The organism is Kerstersia gyiorum (assembly GCF_004216755.1).
GTDB lineage: Bacteria > Pseudomonadota > Gammaproteobacteria > Burkholderiales > Burkholderiaceae_B > Kerstersia > Kerstersia gyiorum.
In genome coordinates this window covers 644,426-670,000 of record NZ_SGWZ01000001.1, presented here as the reverse complement: position 1 = coordinate 670,000, position 25,575 = coordinate 644,426, and the positions used below count along the sequence as shown (strand labels likewise).

The 25,575-nt window shown below is 61.3% G+C and carries 20 protein-coding genes; 17 read left to right on the top strand and 3 right to left on the bottom strand.

The window, feature by feature from the left end; all coding sequences use genetic code 11:
• Positions 1-27: 27 nt before the first annotated feature.
• The 17 genes from trpD to EV679_RS02945 all read left to right on the top strand — a co-directional run bounded on the left by trpD (position 28) and on the right by EV679_RS02945 (position 22,650).
• Positions 28-1,062 (top strand): anthranilate phosphoribosyltransferase, encoded by a 1,035-nt coding sequence (trpD, locus tag EV679_RS03025; protein WP_127775702.1) that lies wholly within the window; start codon positions 28-30, stop codon positions 1,060-1,062.
• Complete coding sequence (trpC, locus tag EV679_RS03020; protein WP_068367410.1) at positions 1,059-1,847, top strand: indole-3-glycerol phosphate synthase TrpC; 789 nt, start codon at positions 1,059-1,061, stop codon at positions 1,845-1,847. The genes trpD and trpC overlap by 4 nt, the downstream gene beginning before the upstream one ends.
• A gap of 240 nt (positions 1,848-2,087) precedes the next feature.
• Positions 2,088-2,936 (top strand): MurR/RpiR family transcriptional regulator, encoded by an 849-nt coding sequence (locus tag EV679_RS03015; RefSeq protein WP_127775263.1) that lies wholly within the window; start codon positions 2,088-2,090, stop codon positions 2,934-2,936.
• A 32-nt stretch (positions 2,937-2,968) separates the two neighbouring features.
• A complete protein-coding gene (locus tag EV679_RS03010) occupies positions 2,969-4,210 on the top strand; it encodes a diaminopropionate ammonia-lyase (RefSeq protein ID WP_130486482.1) in 1,242 nt (413 codons plus the stop codon).
• Entirely contained in the window at positions 4,207-5,436 is a 1,230-nt protein-coding gene (locus EV679_RS03005; protein ID WP_127775265.1) for a M20 family metallo-hydrolase, read from the top strand. Before EV679_RS03010 ends, EV679_RS03005 begins: the two co-directional genes overlap by 4 nt.
• 37 nt (positions 5,437-5,473) lie before the next feature.
• Positions 5,474-6,418 carry an N-carbamoyl-D-amino-acid hydrolase gene (locus tag EV679_RS03000; RefSeq protein ID WP_130486481.1) on the top strand — a complete coding sequence of 315 codons (945 nt, stop codon included), beginning with the start codon at positions 5,474-5,476 and terminating at the stop codon, positions 6,416-6,418.
• A 147-nt stretch (positions 6,419-6,565) separates the two neighbouring features.
• Positions 6,566-7,897: an MFS transporter gene (locus EV679_RS02995; protein WP_068367417.1), complete on the top strand. Its 1,332-nt coding sequence runs from the start codon at positions 6,566-6,568 to the stop codon at positions 7,895-7,897.
• Between the two features lie 69 nt (positions 7,898-7,966).
• Positions 7,967-9,115 (top strand): YgeY family selenium metabolism-linked hydrolase, encoded by a 1,149-nt coding sequence (locus tag EV679_RS02990; protein WP_130486480.1) that lies wholly within the window; start codon positions 7,967-7,969, stop codon positions 9,113-9,115.
• 156 nt (positions 9,116-9,271) lie between these two features.
• On the top strand, positions 9,272-10,834 hold the full coding sequence (pap, locus tag EV679_RS02985) for a polyphosphate:AMP phosphotransferase (protein ID WP_130486479.1): 1,563 nt from the start codon (positions 9,272-9,274) through the stop codon (positions 10,832-10,834).
• Between the two features lie 20 nt (positions 10,835-10,854).
• On the top strand, positions 10,855-11,295 hold the full coding sequence (locus EV679_RS02980) for an HIT family protein (RefSeq protein ID WP_130486478.1): 441 nt from the start codon (positions 10,855-10,857) through the stop codon (positions 11,293-11,295).
• A 104-nt stretch (positions 11,296-11,399) separates the two neighbouring features.
• Complete coding sequence (locus EV679_RS02975) at positions 11,400-11,969, top strand: RNA polymerase sigma factor (RefSeq protein ID WP_130486477.1); 570 nt, start codon at positions 11,400-11,402, stop codon at positions 11,967-11,969.
• Positions 11,959-13,035, top strand: a complete 1,077-nt coding sequence (locus EV679_RS02970; protein ID WP_130486476.1) for a FecR family protein — start codon at positions 11,959-11,961, stop codon at positions 13,033-13,035. Before EV679_RS02975 ends, EV679_RS02970 begins: the two co-directional genes overlap by 11 nt.
• A gap of 178 nt (positions 13,036-13,213) precedes the next feature.
• Positions 13,214-15,844 carry a TonB-dependent siderophore receptor gene (locus EV679_RS02965; protein ID WP_130486475.1) on the top strand — a complete coding sequence of 877 codons (2,631 nt, stop codon included), beginning with the start codon at positions 13,214-13,216 and terminating at the stop codon, positions 15,842-15,844.
• A 20-nt stretch (positions 15,845-15,864) separates the two neighbouring features.
• The gene (locus tag EV679_RS02960; RefSeq protein WP_130486474.1) at positions 15,865-17,817 is read left to right on the top strand and encodes a hypothetical protein; all 1,953 of its coding nucleotides are present in this window, start codon (positions 15,865-15,867) and stop codon (positions 17,815-17,817) included.
• A 123-nt stretch (positions 17,818-17,940) separates the two neighbouring features.
• Positions 17,941-19,839, top strand: a complete 1,899-nt coding sequence (locus EV679_RS02955; protein WP_130486473.1) for a hypothetical protein — start codon at positions 17,941-17,943, stop codon at positions 19,837-19,839.
• Positions 19,840-20,086: 247 nt separating this feature from the next.
• Entirely contained in the window at positions 20,087-20,869 is a 783-nt protein-coding gene (locus EV679_RS02950) for a factor H binding protein domain-containing protein (RefSeq protein WP_130486472.1), read from the top strand.
• A 143-nt stretch (positions 20,870-21,012) separates the two neighbouring features.
• Positions 21,013-22,650 (top strand): surface lipoprotein assembly modifier, encoded by a 1,638-nt coding sequence (locus tag EV679_RS02945; RefSeq protein ID WP_130486471.1) that lies wholly within the window; start codon positions 21,013-21,015, stop codon positions 22,648-22,650.
• Positions 22,651-22,821: 171 nt separating this feature from the next.
• On the opposite strand, the gene thpD is transcribed toward EV679_RS02945, so the two are convergent.
• The 3 genes from thpD to ectB are packed head-to-tail and all read right to left on the bottom strand — an operon-like array spanning position 22,822 to position 25,505.
• Positions 22,822-23,757 carry an ectoine hydroxylase gene (gene thpD, locus EV679_RS02940; RefSeq protein WP_130486470.1) on the bottom strand — a complete coding sequence of 312 codons (936 nt, stop codon included), beginning with the start codon at positions 23,755-23,757 and terminating at the stop codon, positions 22,822-22,824.
• A 51-nt stretch (positions 23,758-23,808) separates the two neighbouring features.
• Complete coding sequence (locus tag EV679_RS02935) at positions 23,809-24,201, bottom strand: ectoine synthase (protein ID WP_068367439.1); 393 nt, start codon at positions 24,199-24,201, stop codon at positions 23,809-23,811.
• The gene (ectB, locus tag EV679_RS02930) at positions 24,201-25,505 is read right to left on the bottom strand and encodes a diaminobutyrate--2-oxoglutarate transaminase (protein ID WP_068367830.1); all 1,305 of its coding nucleotides are present in this window, start codon (positions 25,503-25,505) and stop codon (positions 24,201-24,203) included. The genes EV679_RS02935 and ectB overlap by 1 nt, the downstream gene beginning before the upstream one ends.
• Positions 25,506-25,575: the final 70 nt, after the last annotated feature.

Genomic DNA, 25,575 nt, shown 5'->3' with positions numbered 1-25,575 from the left:
GCCATGAACCAGCCAGCCAGCCAACCCATGCCCATTACTCCGACAGAAGCCCTGGTCCGCTGCATCGAGCACCGCGAGATCTTCCACGATGAAATGCTCACGCTCATGCGCAGCCTGATGCGCGGCGAAATTTCACCGCCCATGATGGCCGCCCTGCTGATGGGCCTGCGCGTGAAGAAGGAAACCGTCGGCGAAATCACGGCTGCCGCGCAGGTCATGCGCGAATTCGCCACCCCCGTCACCGCCCCCGACACACAAGACCTGCTGGACATGTGCGGCACCGGCGGGGACGGCAGCAATACCTTCAATATTTCCACTGCGGCCATGTTCGTCGCCGCCGCTGCCGGCGTGCCCATCGCCAAGCATGGCGGGCGCAGCGCCTCGTCATCCTCAGGCAGCGCCGACGTGCTGGAAGCCCTGGGCGCTCGCATCGACCTGCCGCCGCCTGCCGTCGCCGAATGCCTGGCCGCGACCGGCATCGGCTTCATGTATGCCCCCAATCACCATAGCGCCATGAAGAATGTCGCGCCCATCCGCAAAGAACTGGGCGTGCGTACCATCTTCAATATCCTGGGGCCGCTGACCAATCCGGCCAAGGCCGCCAACCAGCTGATGGGCGTGTTCCACCCCGACCTGGTCGGCATCCTGGTCCGCGTGCTGCAACGGCTGGGCTCGCGTCACGTCCTGATCGTCCATGGCATGGACGGCATGGACGAAGCATCCCTTGGGGCTTCTACCCTGGTCGGGGAACTCAAGGACGATATCGTGACCGAATACCAGATACACCCGGAAGACTTCGGTCTGAACATGGTGTCCAACCGCAGCATCCGCGTCTCCAGCCGCGAAGAATCCCGCGACATGGTACTGTCCGCCCTGAATAATGAACCCGGCACCGCGCGCGACATCGTCGCCTTCAATGCCGGCCTCGCCATTTACGCCGGCAACCGCGCCACCTCTATCGAGGACGGCCTGCGCCTGGCCGGTTCGGTGCTGGACAGCGGCGCGGCCCGCGCCAAACTGGAAGAATTCTGCGCATTCACGCGCAAAGGACGACAGGAATGAACGACATCCTTACCCGTATCCTGGAAGTAAAGAAAGAAGAAGTCACCGCCTCGCGCCAACTGCGCAGCGAAGCCGAACTGCTGCGCGAAGCCCAGGCGCGCAAGGACGTGCGCGGCTTCGCCCGCGCCATCGAGGACGCCATTGCGGTCGGCCGGCCTGGCGTCATCGCGGAAATCAAGAAGGCATCCCCCTCCAAGGGCATCATCCGCGAGAACTTTTCCCCGGCCGAAATCGCCGGCTCCTACGCGGCCCATGGCGCCGCCTGCCTGTCGGTGCTGACCGACGTGCAATTCTTCCAGGGCTCGCACGACCACCTGCGCCAGGCCCGCGCCGCTTGCAGCCTGCCCGTCTTGCGCAAGGACTTCGTCATCGACAGCTATCAGGTCGTTGCCGCCCGCGCCATGGGCGCCGACTGCGTGCTGCTGATCGCCGCCGCCCTCAGCGATGCGCAGATGCGCGACCTGGAAGATTGCGCCCGTGCGCTCGACCTCGATGTCCTGGTCGAAGTGCATGATGCCGAGGAACTGGAGCGCGCGCTGAAACTGCACACGCCCCTGCTGGGTATCAATAACCGCAACCTGCGCACCTTCGAAACCAGCCTGCAGACCACGCTGGACCTGCTGCCGCGCATTCCCGAAGGCAGGCGCGTCGTCACTGAAAGCGGCATTGCCAGCGCCGAGGATATCCGCCGCATGCGCGAACACGGCGTCCAAGCCTTCCTGATCGGCGAAACCTTCATGCGCGCCGCCGAGCCGGGCGCGGAGCTGGCGCGCCTGGTCGCCTGACGACCTGCCGGCCACTCGCACACCCGGCCAACCCCGTTTCCTTTCTTTTCAGTCCTCCCAGTCTCCTGCCAACACGGCAAGGCCCGCGTCCACCCCGGGCCTTGCGAGACACTTTCCCGCCTGATTCCCCCTTGCGCCCCCTGGGATAACTCCCTAGTCGCGCCTGCTCAATTTTTATTGACACTATAGTTTCACAAAACTATTCTACTGAAACTACAGTTTCATTAGGGCATGGCGATCATGACTTCCACTTTGCAGGAACGCATCCTGTCCCTCCAGGACACCTTTACCGATAGCGAGCAGCGCCTGGCCCATGTCACGCTGGAGTGCCTGGGCAATATCGCAGCCTGGTCCGGCGCTGACCTGGCCAAGAAAGCTGGCGTGTCCAAGGCCACTGCCAGCCGCTTTTTCCGCCGCCTGGGCTACGACAACTTCAATGAAATCCGCGCCCAGGCCCGCGATGATGCCGAACGCGGCTCCCCTCTTTATGAAATGGCCGGCGTCCGGCCGCCCGATGCATCGGGCGATGCGCTGGCCGCCCACCTGTCTACCGACCTGCAGAACCTGGCGCAAACCTTCGAACGCCTGGACAGCCGCGATGTTGAAACCACGGTTTCATTGCTGGCCCAGTCGCGCCGCGTCTGGATCGCCGGCTTTCGCAACGGGCGCGTGCTGGCGCAATACGCCTGGGCGCTGCTCACCCAATTGCGTGACGGCGTGACGCTGGCCCCTGGTGCCGGCCTGAACCTGGCCGAAGATCTGGCCGACATGGGGCCCGACGATGTCCTGCTGGTCATGGACTTCCGCCGCCGCGTCACACTGCTCAAGCCCGTGGTGGAACACGCCAGCCGCATCGGCGCCAGGGTCGTGGTGCTGACCGACCCCACCGCCACCGAATTGCCCGCACGCGCCGATGTCGTGTTGCGCTGCGTGAACCGCAGCCCAGCCGTCTTCGACTCCTACATTGCAGCCATGAGCCTGATCAACCACCTGTGCTCCGTGCTCGCGCGCACACTGGGCGACGCCGCCCGACAGCGCCTCAAGCACATCGAATCCCTGCACGACCTTTACGGCGACCTGCATCGCTGATCCCGACCATACCTATAAAAAAGGAGTTTCCCTTGTCCACCATCCTGCCCGATGTCCGCCTGCACTGGACCCTCAACCCCGCCTTCGACGCCGATGCGCCCTATGGCCCCAGGCAGCAAGCCATCCTCGGCGGCGAAGCGTTCCGCCGCGCCGATGCTCAGATACGCCGCTGGCCCGGCTACTGCCCGACGCCGCTGCGCGATCTCGCCGGGCTGGCGCAAGCCGCCGGCGTGCGCCAGATCCTCTACAAACAGGAAGCCCACCGATTCGGCCTGGGCAGCTTCAAGGCGCTGGGCGGCGCCTATGCCGTCAGCCGCCTGCTGCTGCGCGAACTCGGGCAACGCCTGGGCCGTGACGACCTCGGCATCGACGACCTGCTGTCCGGAAAATATCGCGAAACCACCCAGGACATTACCGTCACCTGCGCCACTGACGGCAACCATGGCCGTTCCGTCGCCTGGGGCGCGGAGCGCTTCGGCTGCCAGTGCGTCATCTATATCCATGCCACCGTCAGCGAAGGCCGCAAGACTGCTATCGAAAGCTATGGCGCGCAGGTAGTACGCACACCCGGCAACTATGACGACTCCGTGCGCCAGGCGGCCGAAGATGCCGCACGCCTGGGCCGCTTCGTCGTTTCCGACACCTCCTACCCCGGCTATATGGAAGTGCCCAAGGATGTCATGCAGGGCTATGGCGTCATGGCCGACGAAGCCTTGCAGCAACTGACGCAAAGCGGAGATGGCGGCCTGCCCACCCATGTCTTCCTGCAAGGCGGTGTCGGTGGCCTGGCTGCGGCAGTCTGCGCCCACTTCTGGGAACAGCTCGGCGCGCGCCGACCCCGGTTCATCGTCGTCGAACCCGACAAGGCAGCCTGCCTGTACGAGAGCGCCAAGGCGGGCAAGCCCGTGGCGGTGCATGGTGAACTGGATACCGTCATGGCTGGCCTGGCCTGCGGCGAAGTGTCGCTGCTGGCCTGGGAAATCCTTCATCCAGGCGTCCAGGCCTTCCTCACCGTCGATGACGAAGCCGCGCTGGACACCGTGCGCCTGCTGGCCGACAGCCCCTATGGCGACGCGCCACTGGTCGCAGGTGAATCGGCTGTCGCCGGACTGGCTGGCGCGCTGGCGGCACTGGCCGACCCCGCCGCCCGCCAGGCGCTGGGCCTGGATGCGAACAGCCGGGTGCTGCTGTTCGGCAGCGAAGGCGCTACCGACCCCGTGCTGTATGAACAGATCGTCGGCCGCAAGCCAGCGGAAATCGGAGAACCTGCATGACACAAGCCCGCATCAACCTGCCCCGCCTGCTGGCACGCATTGCCGCGCTGGGCCAGGTCGGCGCCATCGAGGGTGGCGGCGTGTGCCGCCTCGCTCTGACGGAGGAAGACCGCCAGGGCCGCGACCTGGTTACCGGCTGGATGCGCGAACTGGGCCTGGAAATCACGGTGGACGCCATCGGCAACGTCACCGGCCTGCGCCGCGGGCGGGAGGACGGCCCGCCTGTCATGACCGGCTCACACATAGATACGGTCCGCACCGGGGGCCGCTATGACGGCAACCTGGGCGTGCTGGCCGGCCTGGAAGTCATCGCCGCACTCAATGACGCGGGCATACGGACACGTCGGCCGCTGGCAGTGACCTTCTTCACCAACGAAGAAGGCTCACGCTTTGCCCCTGACATGATGGGCAGCCTGGTCTACCAGGGCGGCCTGCCCCTGCAACAGGCGCTCGATACCGTGGGCATAGACGGCACGACAGTCGGCGAAAACCTACGCCGCATCGGCTATGACGGCCCGGCCCCGGTTGGCAGCAACCGGGTCCACGCCTTCGTCGAGCTGCATATCGAACAAGGCCCGCTGCTGGAACACGAAGGCATCACCATCGGTGCGGTCACCGGCGTGCAGGGTATCCACTGGCTGGAGTTCAGCATCGAAGGAACGTCCAACCATGCTGGCACCACGCCCATGGCACTGCGCCATGATGCCGGCCTGGCGGCCGCGCGCATGGCCTGCTTCGCCCGCGATCTGGCCAGCCGCATGGGTGGCGGGCAACTGGCCACCGTCGGCCACATGCAGTTGCACCCCAGCCTGATCAACGTCATTGCCAACCGCGCCACTTTCACGCTGGACCTGCGCAACACAGACGGCGCTGCACTGCGCCAGGCCGTCGCCGACTGCCTGGCCTATGCCGGGGAACTGGCAAGCCAGGAGGGTATCCGCATTTCGCACCGGGTGCTGGCGGACTTCGAACCGGTCGCCTTCGACGAACGGATTGTCGGCCGTGTCGAGGCGCTCGCCCGTGCCCACGGCCACAGCGTGCGCCGCATGCCCAGCGGCGCCGGCCATGACGCGCAGATGCTGGCGCGCATGTGCCCGACCGGCATGATTTTCGTCCCCAGCGTTGGCGGCCTGTCGCACAACGTCGCCGAATTCACGCAGGACCAGGACATCGGCGCAGGCGCGGCCATCCTGCTCGACCTGCTGCTTGAACTGGCGCAAGCCTGACACCTACCGAAAAAAACAACCGCAAGGAGCTTCCACCATGTCCCGCATCGTCAATGTCGCCGCCGCCCAGCTTGGCCCCATCCACCGTACCGACAGCCGCCGCGCCGTCGTCGCACGGCTCCTCGAACACTTGCGCAACGCGCACGCCATGGGCTGCCAGCTCGTCGTCTTTCCCGAACTGGCGCTGACCACCTTCTTTCCGCGCTGGTATGTGGAGGACCAGGCCGAAATGGACGCCTACTACGAAGCCGAAATGCCCGGCCCGGAAACTCGCATCCTGTTCGAAACCGCTGCGCAGCTGCGCGTCGGCTTCTATATCGGCTATGCCGAGCTGGCAGTGGAAAATGGCGTCAAGCGTCGCTACAACACCTCCATCCTGGTCGACCAGAGCGGCAAGATCATCGGCAAATACCGCAAGGTTCACCTGCCTGGCCATGCCCAGAACGAGCCCTGGCGCGCCTTTCAGCACCTGGAAAAATACTACTTCGAACCGGGTTCGTCTTTTGATGTCTGGCGCGGCTTCGACGGCATCATGGGCATGGCGCTTTGCAACGACAGGCGCTGGTCCGAAACCTACCGTGTCATGGGCCTGCAAGGTGTGGAAATGATCATGATGGGCTACAACACCCCGGTGCACAATCCGCCAGCGCCGGAACACGACGACCTTTCCATGTTCCACAACCAGCTCGTGATGCAGGCCGGCGCCTACCAGAACGGCACATGGGTCGTGGGCGTGGCCAAGGCCGGCAATGAAGAAGGCTGCGAAATGATAGGCGGCAGCTGCATCATCGCCCCTTCCGGGGAGATCGTTGCCGCCTGCTCCACCAAGGGCGACGAACTGGCCATCGCGCGCTGCGACCTGGACCTGTGCCGTTCCTACAAAACCACCACCTTCAACTTCGAGCGCCACCGCCGCCCCGAGGCCTATGGCCTGATCACCGAACGGCGCGGCGCCATCGAACCGGAGGCCCTGCCCACATGACTGACGCCTGACCCCCGGCCCGGACGGTTTTGAGGAGAGCCGCCCGGGCAGGCCAGTCTTCCCCCAACAACAAACAAGGCATGCGGCCATCTCGGCACGCAGGGGGACGCTTTGCCTGAAAAAACATACACCACCAAAGGAGACCACATGAATCAATCACTAGGAGGCGTCGCGACGCCTGGCATTGCCGCTGCCTCAGCCACCTCGGCCGCCACTGACAACACGCTGTACCGCAAAGTCGCCTGGCGCCTGCTGCCCTTCCTGATGGCCTGCTACATCGCGGCCTTTCTCGACCGGGTCAATGTCGGCTTCGCCAAGCTGCAAATGCTCGACGACCTGCAATTCAGCGAAGCCGTGTATGGCCTGGGCGCCGGGATCTTCTTCATCGGCTACTTTCTTTTCGAGGTTCCCAGCAATGTCCTGATGCACCGGATAGGCGCCAAGAAAACCCTGGCCCGGATCATGGTGCTCTGGGGGCTGATTTCCGCCGCCATGGCGCTCACCCAGACGCCCACCCAGTTCTATATCCTGCGCTTCCTGCTGGGCGCAGCCGAAGCTGGTTTCTATCCCGGCATCATCCTCTACCTGACTTACTGGTTCCCTTCCCACCGCCGCGGCCAGATCGTTGCCGTCTTCATGACCGCCGTGCCTTTCGCCGGCATCCTGGGCGGGCCGCTGTCGGGCTGGATCATGGAAGCGTTCCACGAGACACACAACCTGGCCGGCTGGCAATGGATGTTCCTTATCGAAGCCGTGCCTTCACTGCTGCTTGGCGTGGCTGTGCTCTGGTACCTGGATGACCGCATCGACGACGCCCGCTGGCTCAGCCCCGAGGAAAAGGCGCGGCTCAATGGCAACCTGAGCGCCGAACGCGCCACCAAGACCGAACATGTCTCGCTGCTGCGGTTATTCCGCGACCGTCGCGTGGTGCACATGGCGCTCATCTGCTACTGCACCGTCTCCAGCCTGTCAGGCCTCGCCTTCTGGATTCCGTCCGTCATCCGGTCCACCGGCGTCAGTTCCCTGCTGGATGTCGGCCTGCTGACCGCCATCCCCAACATCTGCGCCGTCATTTCGATGATCCTGGTGTGCCGCCACTCCGACCGCAGCCGCGAACGCCGCTGGCACATGATCATTCCGTTCCTGGTCGGCGGCACCGGGCTGGCGCTCAGCACGCTGTTCAGCCACAACCCGATGCTGGCCGTCGCCATGCTGTCCGTGGCTGCCGCTGGCTGCATGGTCTGCTCGCCCCTGTTCTGGAGCCTGCCCACCGCCTTTCTGGATGGCAAGAGCGCTGCGGCGGGGATTGCCGGCATCAACTCCTTTGCGGGCCTGGCCGCCTTCGTCAGCCCGTACGCCATCGGCTGGATCAAGGAGCTGACCGGCTCCACCGATGGCGGCATGTACTTCCTTGCCAGCTTCACGGTCCTGGGCGCCATTCTGGTCTACCGCGTGCCGCGCGAGCTGGTGAACCGCTGATTTCCGCTGATTCCTTTAACCCGGGCGCGGGCGGCACCGTCCGCACCCCTTGCAACAATGGACACAAAAATGGACATGGACGTCGTAGCCCTGACCCAAGCCATGGTCAGAATTCCCAGTCTGTCCGGCCAGGAGGCCGGCATGGCACGCTTGATGGCCGACACCATGCGAGCCGCCGGCTTCGATGAAGTACGCACCGATGCCAACGGCTCCGTGCTGGGCATCGTCGGCCCCGCAGGCACCGACATCGCCTTGCTGTTCGATGGCCACATGGATGTCGTGCCGGTCACCGGCAATTGGCGCTTCGATCCCTTCGGGGGAGAAATCCATGACGGCCGCCTGTACGGGCGCGGCAGTACCGACATGAAGGGCGGTGTCGCCGCCGCCATCTGCGGCGTCGCCCAGGCAGCACGCCAGGGGCTTAGGCAACGCGTGGCGGTATCCGCCAGTGTGCTGGAAGAAGTGATCGAAGGGCATGCCCTGGCGCCGGTGCTGGATGTCTGCCAGCCAGGCGCCGTCGTGATCTGCGAACCGTCGAAATTACAGATACGCGCCGGCCAGAAAGGCCGCGTGGAAATCCTGCTGCGTTTTCATGGCAAACCCGCCCACGCGGCCAACCCCCACATGGGCGTCAACCCGCTGCACGCGGCCGCCCGGGCGCTGACTGCGCTGGAAAGTCTGCCGCTGCCGCAGGATCCGGTGCTGGGCCCGGCACTGCTGGTTCCCACAGACATCATTTCCGACCCGTATCCGTCGATTTCCATGATTCCGTTGAGCGCCACCCTCCGTTTCGACCGGCGCACCATCGTGGGCGAAAGCCTGGACGACGTCCTCGGGCAGATCCGCCACCACCTGCAGCGGCACGGCCTGGACGGTTTCACGCTACAGGTCAGCGAAGACAGCGTCTCCACCTTCACCGGCTGTCACGCCAACCCGCCCCGCTGGCTACCCGCCTGGCGTTGCGAAGCCGATTCCAGCCTGTTGCGGCTGACGCGCGAAGCCGTCCGCCAGACCGGCCGGGAACCCATCGTGGGCAGTTGGCCGTTCTGCACCAATGGCTCGGAATCTGCCGGCAGGCGCGGCATCCCCACCATCGGCCTGGGCCCCGGCAACGAAGAGGACGCGCACATCATCGACGAATCCATCGCCGTGGAACAGTTGCACGGCGCCACCGCCATCTACGCCCGCATGGTACGCCTGATGTGCGGCCAGGACTGATGGCATCTCGCCCGCGCGCGGCACGCCCATAAGGGAAGCCCACGCCCTGACAACCCTGACGCCGTTACCCCTTTACGCCCTGCCGGCCGTCCAGGACTCTGGCATGCTTGCCCCGGGTCTGTTAGCCTGAAAACTAAACAAACCCGGGGAGCCTCCATGGGCAGCAACAACCAGAAAAACGATGGCCTGCCGAGCGCAGCCGAACTGCTGGAAAACGTGCCGCGCGCCTATACGCGCGGTGCGGACGATCTGTTTTCCGCCGCCGAAGCCGACCCAGCGTTGCCCAAGGCGCTCGCCAAGGAACGCGAAGCCCGGCTGCGTACCAGCCTGATCCAGGCCCAGTACGACCGGCTGCAGGAAAACCAGCGCTCGCTGCTGATCGTCGTGACGGGGCTCGATGGGGTGGGCAAGGGCGCGGCCATCAACCAGCTCAACGAATGGATGGACCCGCGCCACATCAACACCATCGCCTTTGGCGAGCCGACGCAGGAACAGGCCATGCGCCCCCCGCTGTGGCGCTACTGGAATGCCCTGCCCGCGCGCGGTCGCACCGGCATCGTCTTTGGTTCATGGTACGAAGCGCATCTGCGCCAGTATGCCCACAGCGACATGACCTCAACGGACCTGCTGCGCGGCATCCGCGAAATTCGCGCCTTCGAAGCCCTGCTGGCTGCCGAAGGGGTGCAGATCATCAAACTCTGGTTCCATATGTCGCGCGAAGCCCAGAGCGCACGCACCCTGGAGTTGTTGTCCAACAAGATGACCGCATGGCAAGTCACGGACACCGACAAGCAGGTGGCCGAAAACTTCAAGGCCATCCGCGACATTGGCGCCGCCGCTATCGAAGCAACCCAGACGCCTTATGCCCCCTGGCATGTGATCCCCAGTGCGGACGAACGCGTGCGCGCCATCGAAACCGCCAGCATCGTGCTCAAGGCGCTGCAGGCGCCGCCACGCAAGCGCATCACGCCGCCGGCCGATTCCTCCGTGCCCTGCAAGCGGCCGGTCACGCTGGACCTGCCTGCCGACACGCCGCGCCTGTCACGCAAACAGTACAAAAAAACCCTGCTCAAATGGCAGGCACGCCTGGGCCGGCTGGTCCGCGAAGCGGCGTTCGGCAAGCGCAGCCTCGTGCTTGCGCTGGAGGGCATGGATGCCTCCGGCAAAGGCGGTTCCATCCGCCGCGTCACACGCGCCCTGGATGCCCGCAGCTATGAAGTCGTCCCCATCAGCGCACCTACCGACGAAGAACTGGCGCACCCCTACCTGTGGCGTTTCTGGCGCCATATTCCCGGCAACGGCCGCACAACCGTGTTCGATCGCACCTGGTATGGCCGCGTCCTGGTCGAGCGTGTCGAAGGCCTGATCAATGAATCCGCCAGGCGGCGCGCCTATGCGGAAATCAACGACTTCGAGCGCCAGTTGCATGAACACGGCACCATCGTCGTGAAGGTCTGGCTGTCCATCAATCGCGACGAGCAGCTGCGCCGCTTCCACGAACGCGAGCACAACCCCGCCAAACGCTACAAAATCACGCCTGACGACTGGCGCAACCGCAAACGCTGGCCGCAATATGAAAAAGCCGCCAGGGACATGCTACAACTCACGCACACTGAACATGCGCCCTGGTGCGTGCTGCCCGCCAACGACAAGCGCCAGGCGCGCGTCGCGCTGCTGCAGCACATTGTCACCGTGCTCGAAAAAGCGCTCAAAAGCTGAACTGCCCCTGCCTGCCCGATATGAACCCGACCCTCTCCGCTTCTGCCTGCCCGCTATGCCAATCCGCAGGCGGCACCCTGCTCTGGCAAGACGATGAGCTGCGTGTCATCGAAGTCGACATGCCCGGCTACCCCGGCTACCTGCGCGTCGTCTGGAACGGACATATTGCAGAAATGAGCGACCTGTCCGCTGCACAGCGGGCGCGCCTGATGGACGTCGTCATGCGTACCGAAACCGCACTGCGCGACAGCCTCGCACCGGACAAGATCAACCTGGCGGCACTGGGTAACATGGTGCCGCACTTGCATTGGCACATCATTCCGCGCTGGCGCGACGACCCCCACTTTCCCGACGCCATCTGGGCCGCGCCACACCGCGAGCCCGACCCGCAACAGGAATCCGCCAGGCGCGCGAAACTGGCCACCTGCCACCAAGCGCTGCTTGAGGCGCTGGCCCGCTAGCAGCACCCGCTCCGGGCGCCTTTTCCCCATCCCGGTAGCGGAAAAATCTATTTAGATTAATGGCATATAATCGCCGTCAACAGAATTGATTCTTCTTTTCATTCTTGGGCGGCAGCAGTATCTCGTCATCAAGCCTGAAGTCTGTCACGTGTCACGGTGCCATAAATCTCATGGTTGATGTTGTACTTCGTTATTATCAAGAGCTGCGGCGATTTCTGCTGCGCCAAGGCGAAGACGTCCATACCGTCGACGATATTGCCCAGGAAAGCATCACCCGCATCCTGCATGCCTCTCAGGCTGGCACCGAAGTCCGCAACCCCCGTGGTCTCCTGTACCAGGTCGCTCGCAACCTGCTGGCAGATGCCTCCCGCCGCCGCCAGATCCGCGCGGAAGAGCCGCTGGAAAACTGGCAGGCCGACGACCTGCAGGCGAGCGAGACGCAGCAGGAAGAGCCTGCAGCGATACTGGAACGCAAACGTGCGGCCGAGATCTATGTCAATACCATCCGGTCGCTACCGCCACGCTGCCAGGAGGCCTTCCGGATGCACTTGTACGACGGTCTTTCCAATGACGAGATCGCGCAACGCATGGGTATCTCCAGCAGCATGGTAAAAAAACACATCTTGCGCGCCATGATGGCTTGCAAAGCATGCAGAGATCAGCATGAGCCGTAACCCTGGCCCGACACTTCCCGAGGCTGGCGCTATCGACGATGTCGCCGCCGACTGGCTGCTGCAAAGCAGCCAACCGGATTTCAGCCCTGCCCAGGCGCAGGCATTGGCTGACTGGCTGGACGCCGCCCCCGCGCATCGGGCAGCCTACGACAACCTTGCCGCCCTGATGCAGGATCTGCGCCGGATTCCCCGCGCACATCTGGAGCCCGACACGCAGGCGCAACCGCATCCACGCCCACGGAAAACACGACCCGCCTGCATGCGTCGCCTGCGCCAGCTGCTCTTGCCCACGCCCTCCACCCGGCGTCCGCTGTTCGCCTGTATGGCATTCTCTTTTCTGGTCACTGCCATCGCCGGCTATATCTGGCATCAGTATGAATATCCGCAGTTTCAGGCCAGTTATGCCACGGGCGTCGGCGAGCAGGAGCGCATCGTCCTGCCCGATGGCAGCGTCATCGTGCTGGACAGCGCAACGCGCCTCACCGCTACCACCTACGCCAGGCACAGAAAAATTGTGCTCGAAGATGGCCAGGCCTGGTTTGAAGTTGTTCCTGATCCCGCGCGCCCGTTCACCGTTCGGACCCCGGTGCTGCAAGCCACCGTGCTCGGCACGCAATTCGCCGTCCGCTACAGCACCACTGGCGTGGCGCCAGGGCGCGCAGGCGTTGCCGTTGCCACTGGCAAGGTTGCCGTCGCCCCCACTCGAACCTGGTGGCCGGACTGGCCTTGGATCACCCCGGCTGGCGATACCTTGACGACTGGCATGCGCGCCAGTCTGGCCCCCGGTCAAAGCCGCCTCACCTTCTCGCGCATCGCCCCGGAAAGCATCGCCAACTGGCGCCATGGCCGGATCACTTTCGAAGATACGCCACTTACCCAGGCCATCGAAGAATTCCAGCGCTATGCCCCCGTCCAGGTCACCGTCGCCAGCACCGCCGTCTCTTCGTTGCGTATCGGCGGCAGTTTCAATAGCAAGGATTTCGACAACTTTGCGCACTTGCTGCCACGCATGCTACCGGTACAGTTGAGGCAGACCGACCAGGGCCTGGAAATCCGCAGCCGCTGACGGAAATACGCCGGCATACCCGGACCGTACATCAGGAACCCCCGCCAAAAATCGAAATTCAATTTCGATAAAAAAAAACAATCACCCCTCCAGGTGTCCGAAAGACCCGCTCGTGCGTCTTCATCTTAAGAAAGCATAGGCGTTCTCATTTTCTTTCCGATCCACTTAGGAGAAGGGTTTGTCCTCCTTCCGGTTTTCCCTGGCCCCGATTCTGGTCGCGCTGACCCTGGCCTATACCCATGACGCCCTGCAACCGGCCTGGAGCCAAAACAGTGCGTCCTCCGGCACCATCGCCCTGGCCCTGGAGTCCCAACCCCTGAACCGCGCCCTGAATGAACTTGCACGGCAAGCGGACATGCAGCTGATCTACACGCCGGACATGCTGTCAGGGCTGCAAGCACCCGCGCTGCACGGCAACTACAGTCTGCGCCAGGCACTGGATCAACTACTGGCCGGCAGCGGCCTGAGCGGCAGCGGCCTGAGCGGCAGCATAGACGGCACCAACATCCTCATCCGGCGGCTGGACACCTCGCACATCCAGGATACCGACGAAACACGCACCCTGTCGGCGATTACCGTAGCCGGTGCCTACCTCCCGACCACAGCGGAAGAGGCCGCCACCAACTACACCGTGCGCCGTTCCAGCAATGCCACCAAGCTGGACCTGAGCATCAAGGAAACACCGCAAAGCCTGAGCATCTTCACCCAGAAGCAAATCGAGGACCAGAACCTGTTCCAAGTGGTGGATATCCTGAAAAACACCCCTGGTGTCTCGGTACAGGAGTTCGGCGTGCCTGGCGCCGGCCGCGCCACCTTCTATTCGCGTGGCTACGCCATCAACAACTTCCAGATTGACGGCATGCCGACCACTGCGAGCATGTTCGGCGGCGCCGACATGCTGGCCAGCATGGATACCGCCCTGTATGAGCGCGTTGAAATTATCCGGGGTTCCACCGGGCTGACCACCGGCACCGGCGATCCGTCAGCCAGTATCAACTTCGTGCGCAAGCGCCCTGGCTACGAACCGCTACGCCAGGTCAGCCTGAGCTACGGCACGCACGCCAAACGCCGCGCCGAAGTCGACCTGTCGCAACCCTTCAATGAGTCTGGCACTCTGCGTGGCCGCATCGTGGGAGTGGCTTCCGAAGGCAACCATTGGATGGAACGTGTGCATGAAAAAACCCGCATGTTCTATGGTATCGCCGAAGCCGACATTACCGATAACACCACACTGGCACTGAGCTATACCCGCTTTAGCCGTAACGTGGATGATGCAACGCCACATGGCAGCGCCCTGCGGACTGATACCGACAGCATTTACCAACTATTTGGCGACAAAGGCCGTCATTTCAACTCCGCCACGCAGTGGTCCTACGCCAAGCAGGACACCACGCAATGGTTTGTGGATGTACGCCATCACTTCAACGATAACTGGAGTCTGAGCGCGGCATACCAGCACACAAACACTACGCCAGACCGCGTGTACGGCATGGTGGGAATCGACTGGTACAAAGCGATCACCGGCGAGGCCAGCTTGAGCTATGGCCGGATAAAAACCGAGAATAGCCTGCATAACCTAGACCTTACCCTGCTGGGCAAATTCGAACTTTGGGGTCGCGATGCGCAGATCGCCGCCGGCTTCAATGGCTACAAGGGCACCATAGTCAGCCCCAGTTGGTGGTCCGAGGACTCCGCATCCTCCTGCCGCATGCCCTCTCAAATCACTTTCGACGACTGGAACAATGGCGGCATTCCCATCCCCATGTGCGGCCGCGACTTCATCGTCGATATTCATGGCCCTATCTATGAAAACCGGGAAAAACAATACGGCGCCTTCCTAAGCGCGAAACTCAAGCCCTTGGAACGCCTCACGCTGATTCTTGGTACACGCTACCACGCTTACGACCTGGAATTGACTGCCTTGCGCGCCGATCGCAGCCAAACCATCAGCGACCAGTACCCGATGGATCTCAAACATCCCAAGCGTTTCATCCCTTACGCCGGCATCATATTCGACCTGACGTCCAAGACATCGCTCTACGCCAGCTACACCGGCATCCATAAAGACCAAGCCTATGTGCGCGGGGTCACGCAAGAGGAAATCAACGCCGGCATGCGCTTCAGGCTAATGCCACCTAAAAAGGGCAATACGGTAGAAATCGGTCTGAAAAGCGCGCTGGCCGACGACAGCCTAAATATCCAAGCGGCCCTATTTCGCATGCGCGAACGTAACGCGCCCTACGTGCAATCGACCGTAACGTCGAACGGCGACCCGCAACGACTGGCCTGCTACAACCCTTTCTCCTACAGCAGCGATTGCACGCCGATGGAAGCCACCGATGGCCCGACTGTCACGGGACTGGAGCTCTCAGTCGCAGGCCAGTTGACGCAAAGCTGGCTGATCAACGCCGGCTACACCTATCTGCATCTCAAGCCCTACGACACCAGCCTATTTCCGCCACCATCCTGGGACGACCTGGTCGTCCAGCACGACTTCAACCGTCCCAAACACACCTTCAGCTTATTCACCACCCACAAATTCGGGGATCGCCTGACTCTAGGCGGCGGTGTTCGCTGGAAAAGCCGCACCATCAAAAGCACCCATAACTTCTACACCGGCAGAACCTACGACTTTTCCCAGGGTAGCCATGCGATCTACGACCTGATGGCACGCTATGAACTGAACAAGCATCTCACGCTGGGCGTGAACGTCAACAACGTGTTCGACAAAACCTACTTTGCCAACAACGCCGCCAGCTACTTTGGTGCGCCACGCAACGTATCCGCCTCGCTCGGCATGAAATTCTGATTCCTGCAGGAAACCGTCCAGTGAAACCAGCCCTATTCATTCCCTCATTGACCTTGTCGTGCCTCAGTATCGCACTGGCCTCCTGCGTCAGCGGCGATGGTGACGATGCCTGGCGCATCGAACCCGGCGACGATACAGAACAGCCTGCTGTCGTTGAACGGGATTGCCCTCTCGCAACAACGCCCGCAGGCCTGACGCTCAAAGTTTGCGATCTGCCGGAAGGCTCTCGCCTGGAAATCGCGCACGGTTCTGGCGAGACATCAACGTCGGTCTCAATCACCGGAAACACGACCCGCACAGCAGTTGGTAACCTCCCCAGCGCTCAGCCCGGAGACACCTTGAGCCTGGACACGATCCAGGTTCCCGCGCCGCAACAGTTCCTGGTGAACTGCCGTTTCGTCAGCTACGGCAGCCATGGAACGCTGCAGCCGGATGGCAAGCTGCGTTTGGACAAGGCCCTGGACAATGCGGTGCAAGCCGTGCACTGCGGCCGAGTCTATCTCAGCAGCGAATTCCTGAGCCAGGGCCAAGGTAACGCCACCCGGCTAGGCTGGTTACGTGTCGATGTCGATCGTGGTTCAGCATCGTGGCTACGAGACGAGCACGGTCAAACCGTCCAAGCAGATAGATCCGGCACAGGAATCGCACAGCAAGTTCCGTCCGCTTATGCGGGTGGACATTTGTTGTTCACCGCCTGGCATCCCGGCAGGAACACAAAACTCACATGGAGCACGACTGGTACCGATGCCGGTACGCGCATGCTGACACGCACGGAACCCGATGGCACCGTGAGGACATTCAACTTCTTCACCGCTACCGAAAACCGCACCAACACTGGCTCTGTGCTGACCAATGGCACATCCCCCCAACTGCAATTCTTCAATACGACGTATTTGGGAGCCGTGGGCGATGGCTGGCAAACCGATGGCACTGGCGCCGGGACAGTGCCTAGCGATGTCGCGCTGCCATTGCCGCAGGGATACAGCGGCCGGGTCATGGGACAGTGGCAAAACGGTGAGACCATTTACTTCAGCTACCTTGACGGCGATCTGTGGTCCCTCTACGGCAAGAACATCAACACAGGCATCAGCACACAGCTGTTCTCAGGCTTAGATGCAAATATCCCACCTTCGGCACATCGCTCCCAAATTGCCCGCCTAGGCACTATTTTCCTGTTCTCCGGACGCCTGAAACGCGATGGAATTTCGGAAGCTGGCCTCTGGCGCAGTGACGGCACAGCTGCGGGCACATTCCCCTTGTTCACCGGCCCAGGTGCCAACACGACTCGCTCCTTCGTCACATTCAAAGAACTGGTTTACTTCATCCGCAACGACCAGCAACTCTGGCGCAGCGACGGTACCGTGGCGGGCACGAATCTCATCTATGACGTCACAACCCATTCTGGCTATGCCCGCGCCAGCATCGGTGAATTGGCCGCGACGGATAGCACCCTGGTATTCACCGCCCAACTGGACCTGCGCGATAACGTTCCCATCCGCGCCCTGATGCGCAGCGATGGGACAACCGCAGGAACCCAGTGGATTATCGAACCAGAAACACTCATGCCCGACACCGGGTCGAACCGCGACGCGTTCAGCAAGATTCACGGGAACTATCAAACCGGCCTATTCGTCGCCGGTAACCGCGTCGTGTTCGGTGACGACGGCTCCAACGGATCCCGCTTCACCAATCACCTCTGGACGACCGACGGTACCCGTGAAGGCACCGTGCGCCTATTTCCGAACGCCGAAGTCAGCCCTGTACATACCGCGGGCCAGTGCCGTTTGAGCTGCCATGTCCATCTACCGACCCCCTTGGGCAACAAACTGCTGTACCGCGTACAGAACATGGTAGAGACCGCCAACGGCGACGAAATCAGGATTTTCTACTGGATCAGCGACGGCACACCCGAAGGTAGCACACAAGTCATGGGCGAAGACGGTAACCCCTTCTGGTTCCCTCGCGGCTCCTGAACCCAGCCGGCCCTGGGCCACGCATCGAGAACCGGAGCGACCACGCTGCCGGTTCTCGACGTCACGCTCCCATCTCGATTGAGACGAAACCCTATCTCAGCCTCCCCTCGGAGATAAAAAAACATGACAAGACATCACATTACCTACCCATTGACGATCACCACTTTGACCGTCGCGCTGGCAGCCTGCGGCGGTGGTGGCAGCAGCGACAGCAGCCAGCCATCCACGCCCACCCCGGAACCCGCCGAACCCGGCCAGGTATCACTACAAGTACAACAACTGCCGGCCGGTGCCAGCGTCGCGCTGGAATATCGCAATGGCAACGATACATTGGCGACCTTCGATTTCACAGACAATGGCAGCCGCGTGCTTGCCACGTATGACCGTGGCAATGTGCTGCGTATCAACACAGTCACACCGCCTCAACCTCAGGCCCACCTATTGCAGTGCCGTTTCACCTCGACTGACTTGGGCACAATCGACCCGAGCGGCACCAGCCTGACGCTGACCGCCAATCCTCCGGCAACAGACACCCGCATCGCCGTAGCGTGCGGACGTATTCAGTTAATCCACGACATGCTGGAGGATGGCGGCACACAAACCTGGAACAACGGCACCCAAACCCGCGCCTATGTTCAGCAAGGCTGGCTGCAACTGGATGTGGACCATGGCCGCATCGACTGGCTCAAGGATACGGCCGGAGAAACCGTTATATACCGCAATTTCCTAGATACGACCCTATTCAACCTCAACACCGTCAACACAGCCTACCCAGACTTCTTCCAAGGCAAACTGTTCTTCCTGGCATTGGACCAAAACTACGGCCGGGAATGGTGGTCCACAACAGGCACCGCCAGCAGCACCAAGGTCTATGCTGACACCAGTGACTCTCCCAATGGGCCCTCGGAGATATTCACCAATGTCGCGAACAAATATTTTTATATCCAGGGACCGGGTAACGGCACGACAACGTCAGACAGCCTGGTCAGACATGACGGCAATCCGGAAACCGAATCCGTTCCGGTAACCATCAATGGGGGACAGCTGTTCAACGCGCCAAGGCGTGCTTCGGCCGTCGCTACAGGCAACCAGCTGTTCTTCTTCAACAACAAGACCGAGACGCTCTACGTCAAGAATATCGACACCGACGAAGAAGCGAAATTGGTTAAGAACGTCAAAGACTGGAACAATCGCTACGGTTCTACCGACACCCTCCTGAACGTCATCGGCAAAAAACTGTTTGTCCTCTCGCTAGCATCACGCCCCTATCTGGCCGTCGTGGACACAGACACCCACGCCATCAACACCCTTTTCGACAGCAGCGACACGACACTGGTAAAGGGCAACTACCTGCCTGAAGACAATGCCGCCATTTTTAACGGTGCACTGCATTTCGTACGCAAGGACGCCACAAGCGGCCAGCAGCAACTCTGGCGCAGCAATGGCAGCGCAGATGCCTCAGGCACTCTGGCGCTGAGCACCTTCGCCAACGGCGAAACGCTCAGTTTCCTGACGCCCACGGCTAACGCACTGTTCTTCCTTGCCAGCAACGGCAGCCAGGAAACCTTATGGCGGCTGGGTAGCGACGGCAAGCTGAACGCCGTCGCCGCCGATAAAATCCATCCCCAGATCATCCTGACCGCCCCCAACGTCCGCACCACAATCGCTTCACTACACCCCGTCGGAGAGCGCGTCGTGTTCGTTGGCACTGATGGCCACCTTTGGTCTTCGGATGGAACAAGTGCCGGCACCCAGCGTCTGTTCTCGAACGCAGTATCAGCGACAAGCCCCTTCCCCGCCACGGATGCCTGCGCAAGCGGCCAATGCAGCCTGACCGGCGTGCTGAGCGTTGCCAATGACAAACTGCTGATTTCGGCTCGAGTCACAGAAAGCAGTGCCACTGTCACAACCTATCGCCAGCAATACTGGCTCACCGACGGCACACCAACAGGCACTCAGGCAGTACGGCAGGCAGACACTGAAGCAAACTTCGTCCACACGTTTACCCGCCCTATCCGCTGACACACAATCGTGCACCCGGCCAGTCAACCCTGGCCGGGGATAGGATTTTTCTATGAAAAATCCATTTATACATAAAAATCCAATCTAACCCATAGGTGGCAAAACCAGCGCCTCAAACGTCTTCTTAACGTAACGAAAGAAAAAACAATATTGATTTCATTTTTCATTCAGAAATAACCAGGAGTGTAGTGATGATCAGAGCCACAGCCTGTCTTGTTTTCCTCTTCCTCATCAAAGGAACTACATCATGAAACTACGCACTACAGCTCCCTTCCTGGCCATCACCCTGGCATTCGTTGCGCAAAACGCTTCCGCCTTTAACATCAACGACCGTGCCTTGAATGCCTTCGTTTTGGACAATGCCATCTACAAAGGCTCGTTCACCTACAACAGTGTGCCGTATACCCCCGGCCCTTCCACCACTTTCAACCTCGCTGATCCGTCGCTCAAAAACACGACGACTCGTATCACTGGCACACACACTGAAGGGAGCACTACCTACAACGCTGTGTACCGTGTCCACAGCCTGACGCACTCTTCTGTAGTGGGCAACATCCTGCAGGGCGGAGCTGACCGCAGTTTCGTCAAGGAAGCCGTCGGCGTCCAAACGACGACGACCAGCGTGCTGCCCACGGGTAGCAACAAATTCGAATATACCGGCAAAGCCTTCAACCACATCGTTGCAGGTGATGGCGATTTCTTCTATGAAATCCGTCAGGACGGCGCCGGCTGGGTCGGTGAGGGCAGCGTAGCAAATATCACCGGCAATCGTCCTGGGGTGGGCTCATTCAACATTCAAGGTGATCTGCAAGCGGCTGCTATCAGCGCCGCTGGCGGCAAACTGTCCGTATCCGGCGTCGCTACATTGACGGAACTCAATGGCGGCACCTCCCTCGATGCCACCGGTCTCGCCAATTCGACCTACACGCTGGGTATCTTTGGCCCCAACGCCGAGGAAGTCGCAGGCCAACTCGGCGGCACCGAGCTGGTGGACAAACTCAATGGCTACGCACTGATCGGGGAACGCTGAGACTTCACGAAGTCTCTCTTACTCTGACTGTCACTTGAGTCTCTGGCGACGGCACCGCAAGGCGGGACCGTCGCCAAATGACTTTGGTGCCTCTCATCACGCCTAGCTGATCTTTTCCATCAGCGGCCGTCCGCTGGCATGACATGTGCGACTTCCTCTCATGTCAAACAAACGCCACTAACGGCCACACCATACCGGACGTTTGCTGCCTTCTGCCCACGATGCCCCGCCTATCCGCAAACCCAGCCTATTTCCGTTCACTTCGGCTTTCTGCTTTCGCACCAGCCTGCCTCGTTTCCACATTACGGAACGTAGGCAAGGTATCTTTGCTACTTAGTCTACTGGGTACTCTTGCCACGAACACACTGGCTCAAACCGTTGAGCCCCCGCGACAAGAACCTATCGAAAATCTGCGCCGCCTGGACTCCGATTGGCAAGAACGCTTACAACCGACAGGCCGCCAGCAACCCGCCCCGCCCAGACATGTCGCTGACGCTGAGGCCCCTCCCCCTTCTGTCACTGACGACGACCTGCGCCAATACCCGCAATTGGCCGAAATAGTCATCACTGCCTCGTTACACAGCCAGGATTGGAAAACACTGGCTCATGTGCTGCACCTATACCAACAATCTCCTGGTCACGATCCACAATTGGTGCGCTACGGCCAAGGCGCCATCCTCCGCCAGCAACGGCACCATAGCGCTGCAATCGCCCAATACCGTGACATGCTGAATGAGGATGCCAGCCTGGACTACGTCCGCTTCGACCTGGCCGCGATGCTGTTCGAAAATAAACAATACCGGGATGCCCGGACCCAGTTCGAAGCTACCGCCGGCAACGAGACACTGCCTCCCAGCATGCGCCAGCTCGCGCAGCTCTATCTGAATACCATCGACCAGCAACAGCGTGTTGTGCCGCGCCTGCGTCTTCGGCTGATACACAATAGCAATGTCAACCAAAGCGGTGACGAACGCGACATCATCTTCAGCAACGTCATCCTCCGCAAGCCTTTAGACGCCATGCCTCAATCGTCCTGGGGCACCAACTACGCCCTGATACTGGAACAAGAGGCCAATATCGGCGGCAACCACTTCCTGGCCTATGACGCATCCGTCGATGGCCTGCGTTACACCAGCCTATCAGGTTATGACGAGAACGCCATTGCACTTGCGTTCCACTACAAAAACCAGACTGTATCTAGCTGGTTGGCGCTAGGCCCTGCCCTGCAATGGCAGTGGCTCGATGGCAAACGCTACTCCCACGGTGAGGGACTGAACGCCAGCATCGGACATTGGTTCACGCCCAGCGTGCAAGTATCAACATACGCACGCTGGCTCAAACGTCATTATTACGATGTGCGCCTACGCAGCTATGAAGGCGATACATCCAGTATTTCTCCTGGCCTGCTCTGGATGATCACCCCCCGCGCATCGCTCTTCGCAGGTCTGAGCTATCAACGAGATAGCCTAGCGGCACCTAGCGAATCCTTCCGGCAGCGGAGCATCAACGCAGGCTTCGCTACTCAATTGGAGAACGGACTGAATCTAAACGCTTTCGCACAAATTGGATTTCGTCGTTACGACGCTGTCGATACCTTGCTACATGAATGGCGCAAAGATCGCCGGTTCACAACCAATCTCAGTATTGGCCATTCTCAGCTAACCTTCGCCGGTTTTGAACCCAAGCTAGGTCTGCTGTACGAACGGGTTCGCAGCAGCCACACCGCTTTGTACACACGGCGTACCCGACAATGGATGCTGACACTGGAAAAACGTTTCTAACCATACCCCAAGGCTCCTCCTCACAAAAGCACCAGCAGCTTCAACGCCAACGCGTTCGCCCAGCGGGCTTTCGCCGCTATGATGAACACTCACTAATGCACAAATAGCGCAGGGAACGGCGCTTCTAAGCACCCGGCGCCGCTACGCCCTGCGCCTGCGCCGGCACGCCTGTTACGCCCGGACCCGTTGCATGAACGTGCCCGCCGGCAGCGCCGCCAGGGGCTCGCCTCCAACTCGCGCCGCAATGTGCTCCGGACGTGGAGACAGGCCGTATTTCGGCGGGCCCAGGCGATTTTCGACGCTGTTGTAGACCATGAACACGTTGGCTCGCGGCCAGGGCGAAATATTGCTGCTCGAACCATGCATGGTGTTGCAATCAAAAAACACCACTGAACCGGCCCTGGCGATGACCGGAACCACGCCGCCTTTCTCCGCAAGCAACTGCAGGCTGACCGGATCCGGCACGCCATATTCCTGTTGCTTGAGCGAGGATTTATAGTGAGCCTCAGGCGTACGGCCGACGCAGGAAATGAACTGGTTCTGCGAGCCGGGCATCAGCATCAGAGGGCCGTTTACCGCCGAGTTGTCCGTCAGCAATACCGAGCAACTGAGCGCCCGCATTGCCGGCATGCCATCCTCGACGTGCCAGGTTTCGAAATCAGAGTGCCAGTAGAAATCCTTGCCCTTGAAGCCGGGCTTGAGATTGGCGCGCGATTGATGGATATAGGCTTCCGACCCCAGTATCAGCCGGGCCACGTTCAGCAGCCGCTCATCCTGGGCCAACGCCTGGATGATGGGGCTCAGTTCATGCACACGGAAGATGGAACGGACGGCATTGCTGCCTTTTTCCGTAATGGCCTCCTCGCGCTGCCGGATAGCAGGATCGCGAGTCATCCGGTCAACCTCATCCAGCAGGATATCTACTTCATCAGCGGGCAATAAATCCTCCAGCACGATGAAACCATCGCGTGTATAAGCTTCCTGCTGCCCGAGGTTCAAGGCATCGGCATAGCTCCCGCCACCGTGGATGACCGGTTCGACACGCTGCACAATGCCGGCGTCGCGGTCGGTGCGGGATGCGTAAGGGTCCAGCGTAGGGGTAATCATGACGTTTTCTCCTTTCCGTGCGGCGAGACACCGCACGGCATTGCTCACGGCTCAGCTCTCCTGCGCCAGCGGATAGACGCCCTCGGCGTCGTGCACTTCCTTGCCGGTCAAGGGCGGATTGAAAACGCAGATCACACGCAGCGGCTCTTTGCCGCCGCGCAGCCAATGTTCGTCATGCTGATCCAGCGCATAGACCACGCCGGGCCCCAACGCATACTTGCGGCCATCGGCGATGGTTTCGATTTCGCCATCGCCTTCGATGCACCACACGGCTTCCAGGTGGTTGCGGTAATGGATATGGGTTTCGGTCCCGGGGAAAATGGTGGTCTCGTGGAACGAGAACCCCATGCCGTCTTTCTTCAACAAGACGCGGCGACTCATCCAGGTATCGGTGCGGACCTCGTCACTTGTCCCCACGACGTCATTCACATGTTTGACCAGCATCAGCGTACTCCTCCGATTTTCAGAATCCGTGCCCGGCGGCCCGAGACGGCCAGCACCTCGGCCACGCTGCGCTCCAGCACATCCAGGCCGCGCGCCAAGAGTTCGTCCTCAATGGTCAGCGCCGGCAGCAGCTTGAGCACTTCGTCATGCGCGCCGGACGTTTCGATCACCACGCCATGCTTGAACGCCTGGGCCGCGATACGGCCTGCAAGCGCCGGATCGTCCTGGCAGACCAGCCCCTGTATCAGGCCGCGCCCCCGTGCCGCCAGGCCCGCATCCGGGTAGCTATGCACCAGGTTTTCCAACCAGTCCCTGACCTTGCGCTCCTTGCGCGCTATTTCGCGGCTGAAGGCATCGTCGCGCCAGTAGCTCTCCAACGCCTGTGCTGCTGTTACGAACGCGAGGTTGTTACCGCGGAACGTGCCGCTGTGCGCGCCCGGCTTCCAGATATCCAGTTCCGGACGCATCAGTACCAGTGACATGGGCAGGCCGAAACCGGATAGCGACTTGGACAGCGTGATGATGTCGGGCTGCAAGCCCATGGCTTCGAAACTGAAGAACTTTCCGGTACGGCCGCAGCCCACCTGGATATCATCGACGATCAGCAGGACTTCATGGCGGCGGCACAGGCGCTGCAACTCCTTGAGCCAGCGCACCGTGGCGACATTGACCCCACCTTCGCCCTGCACCGTCTCCACGATGACCGCCGCTGGCTTGTCCAGGCCGCTGGACGGGTCTTCCAGCATGCGCTCGAAATAGACCATGGTGTCGACATCCGGCCCGAAGTAGCCGTCATAGGGCATGAATGCCGTATTGCCCAGCGCCACTCCGGCGGCCTCCCGGAACTTTTCGTTGGCGGTCGTGGCCAGCGAACCGCCGCTGACGCCGTGGAAGCCATGCGTGAACGACACCACGTTGCTGCGTCCCGTCACCTGCCGGGCAATCTTCAGCGCGGCTTCCACGGCATTGGTGCCGGTCGGCCCGGTGAATTGCAGGGTGTAGCGCCAGCCGCGCGGCGCAAGCAGCAGTTGCTCCACGGATTCAAGGAAATGCTTCTTCGCACTGGTGGCCATGTCCAGCCCGTGCACGACCCCGTCAGCGCCGAGATATTCCAGCAGCTTTTCCTTGAATACGGGATTGTTATGGCCGTAGTTCAGCGTGCCTGCGCCGCTGAAGAAATCTACATACTCGCCACCTTCCTCGTCGACCAGCAGCGATCCCCTGGCCTGGCTGAATATCACCGGAAAGGAGCGGATATATCCCCGCACCTCCGACTCCATCCGGTCGAATATTTTCAAATCCATCATGCTTCCTCCCTTGCTTCATCTTTGAATGAATCCATCGCCCATCCCGCCAGCCGCCCCCTGGTTCCCG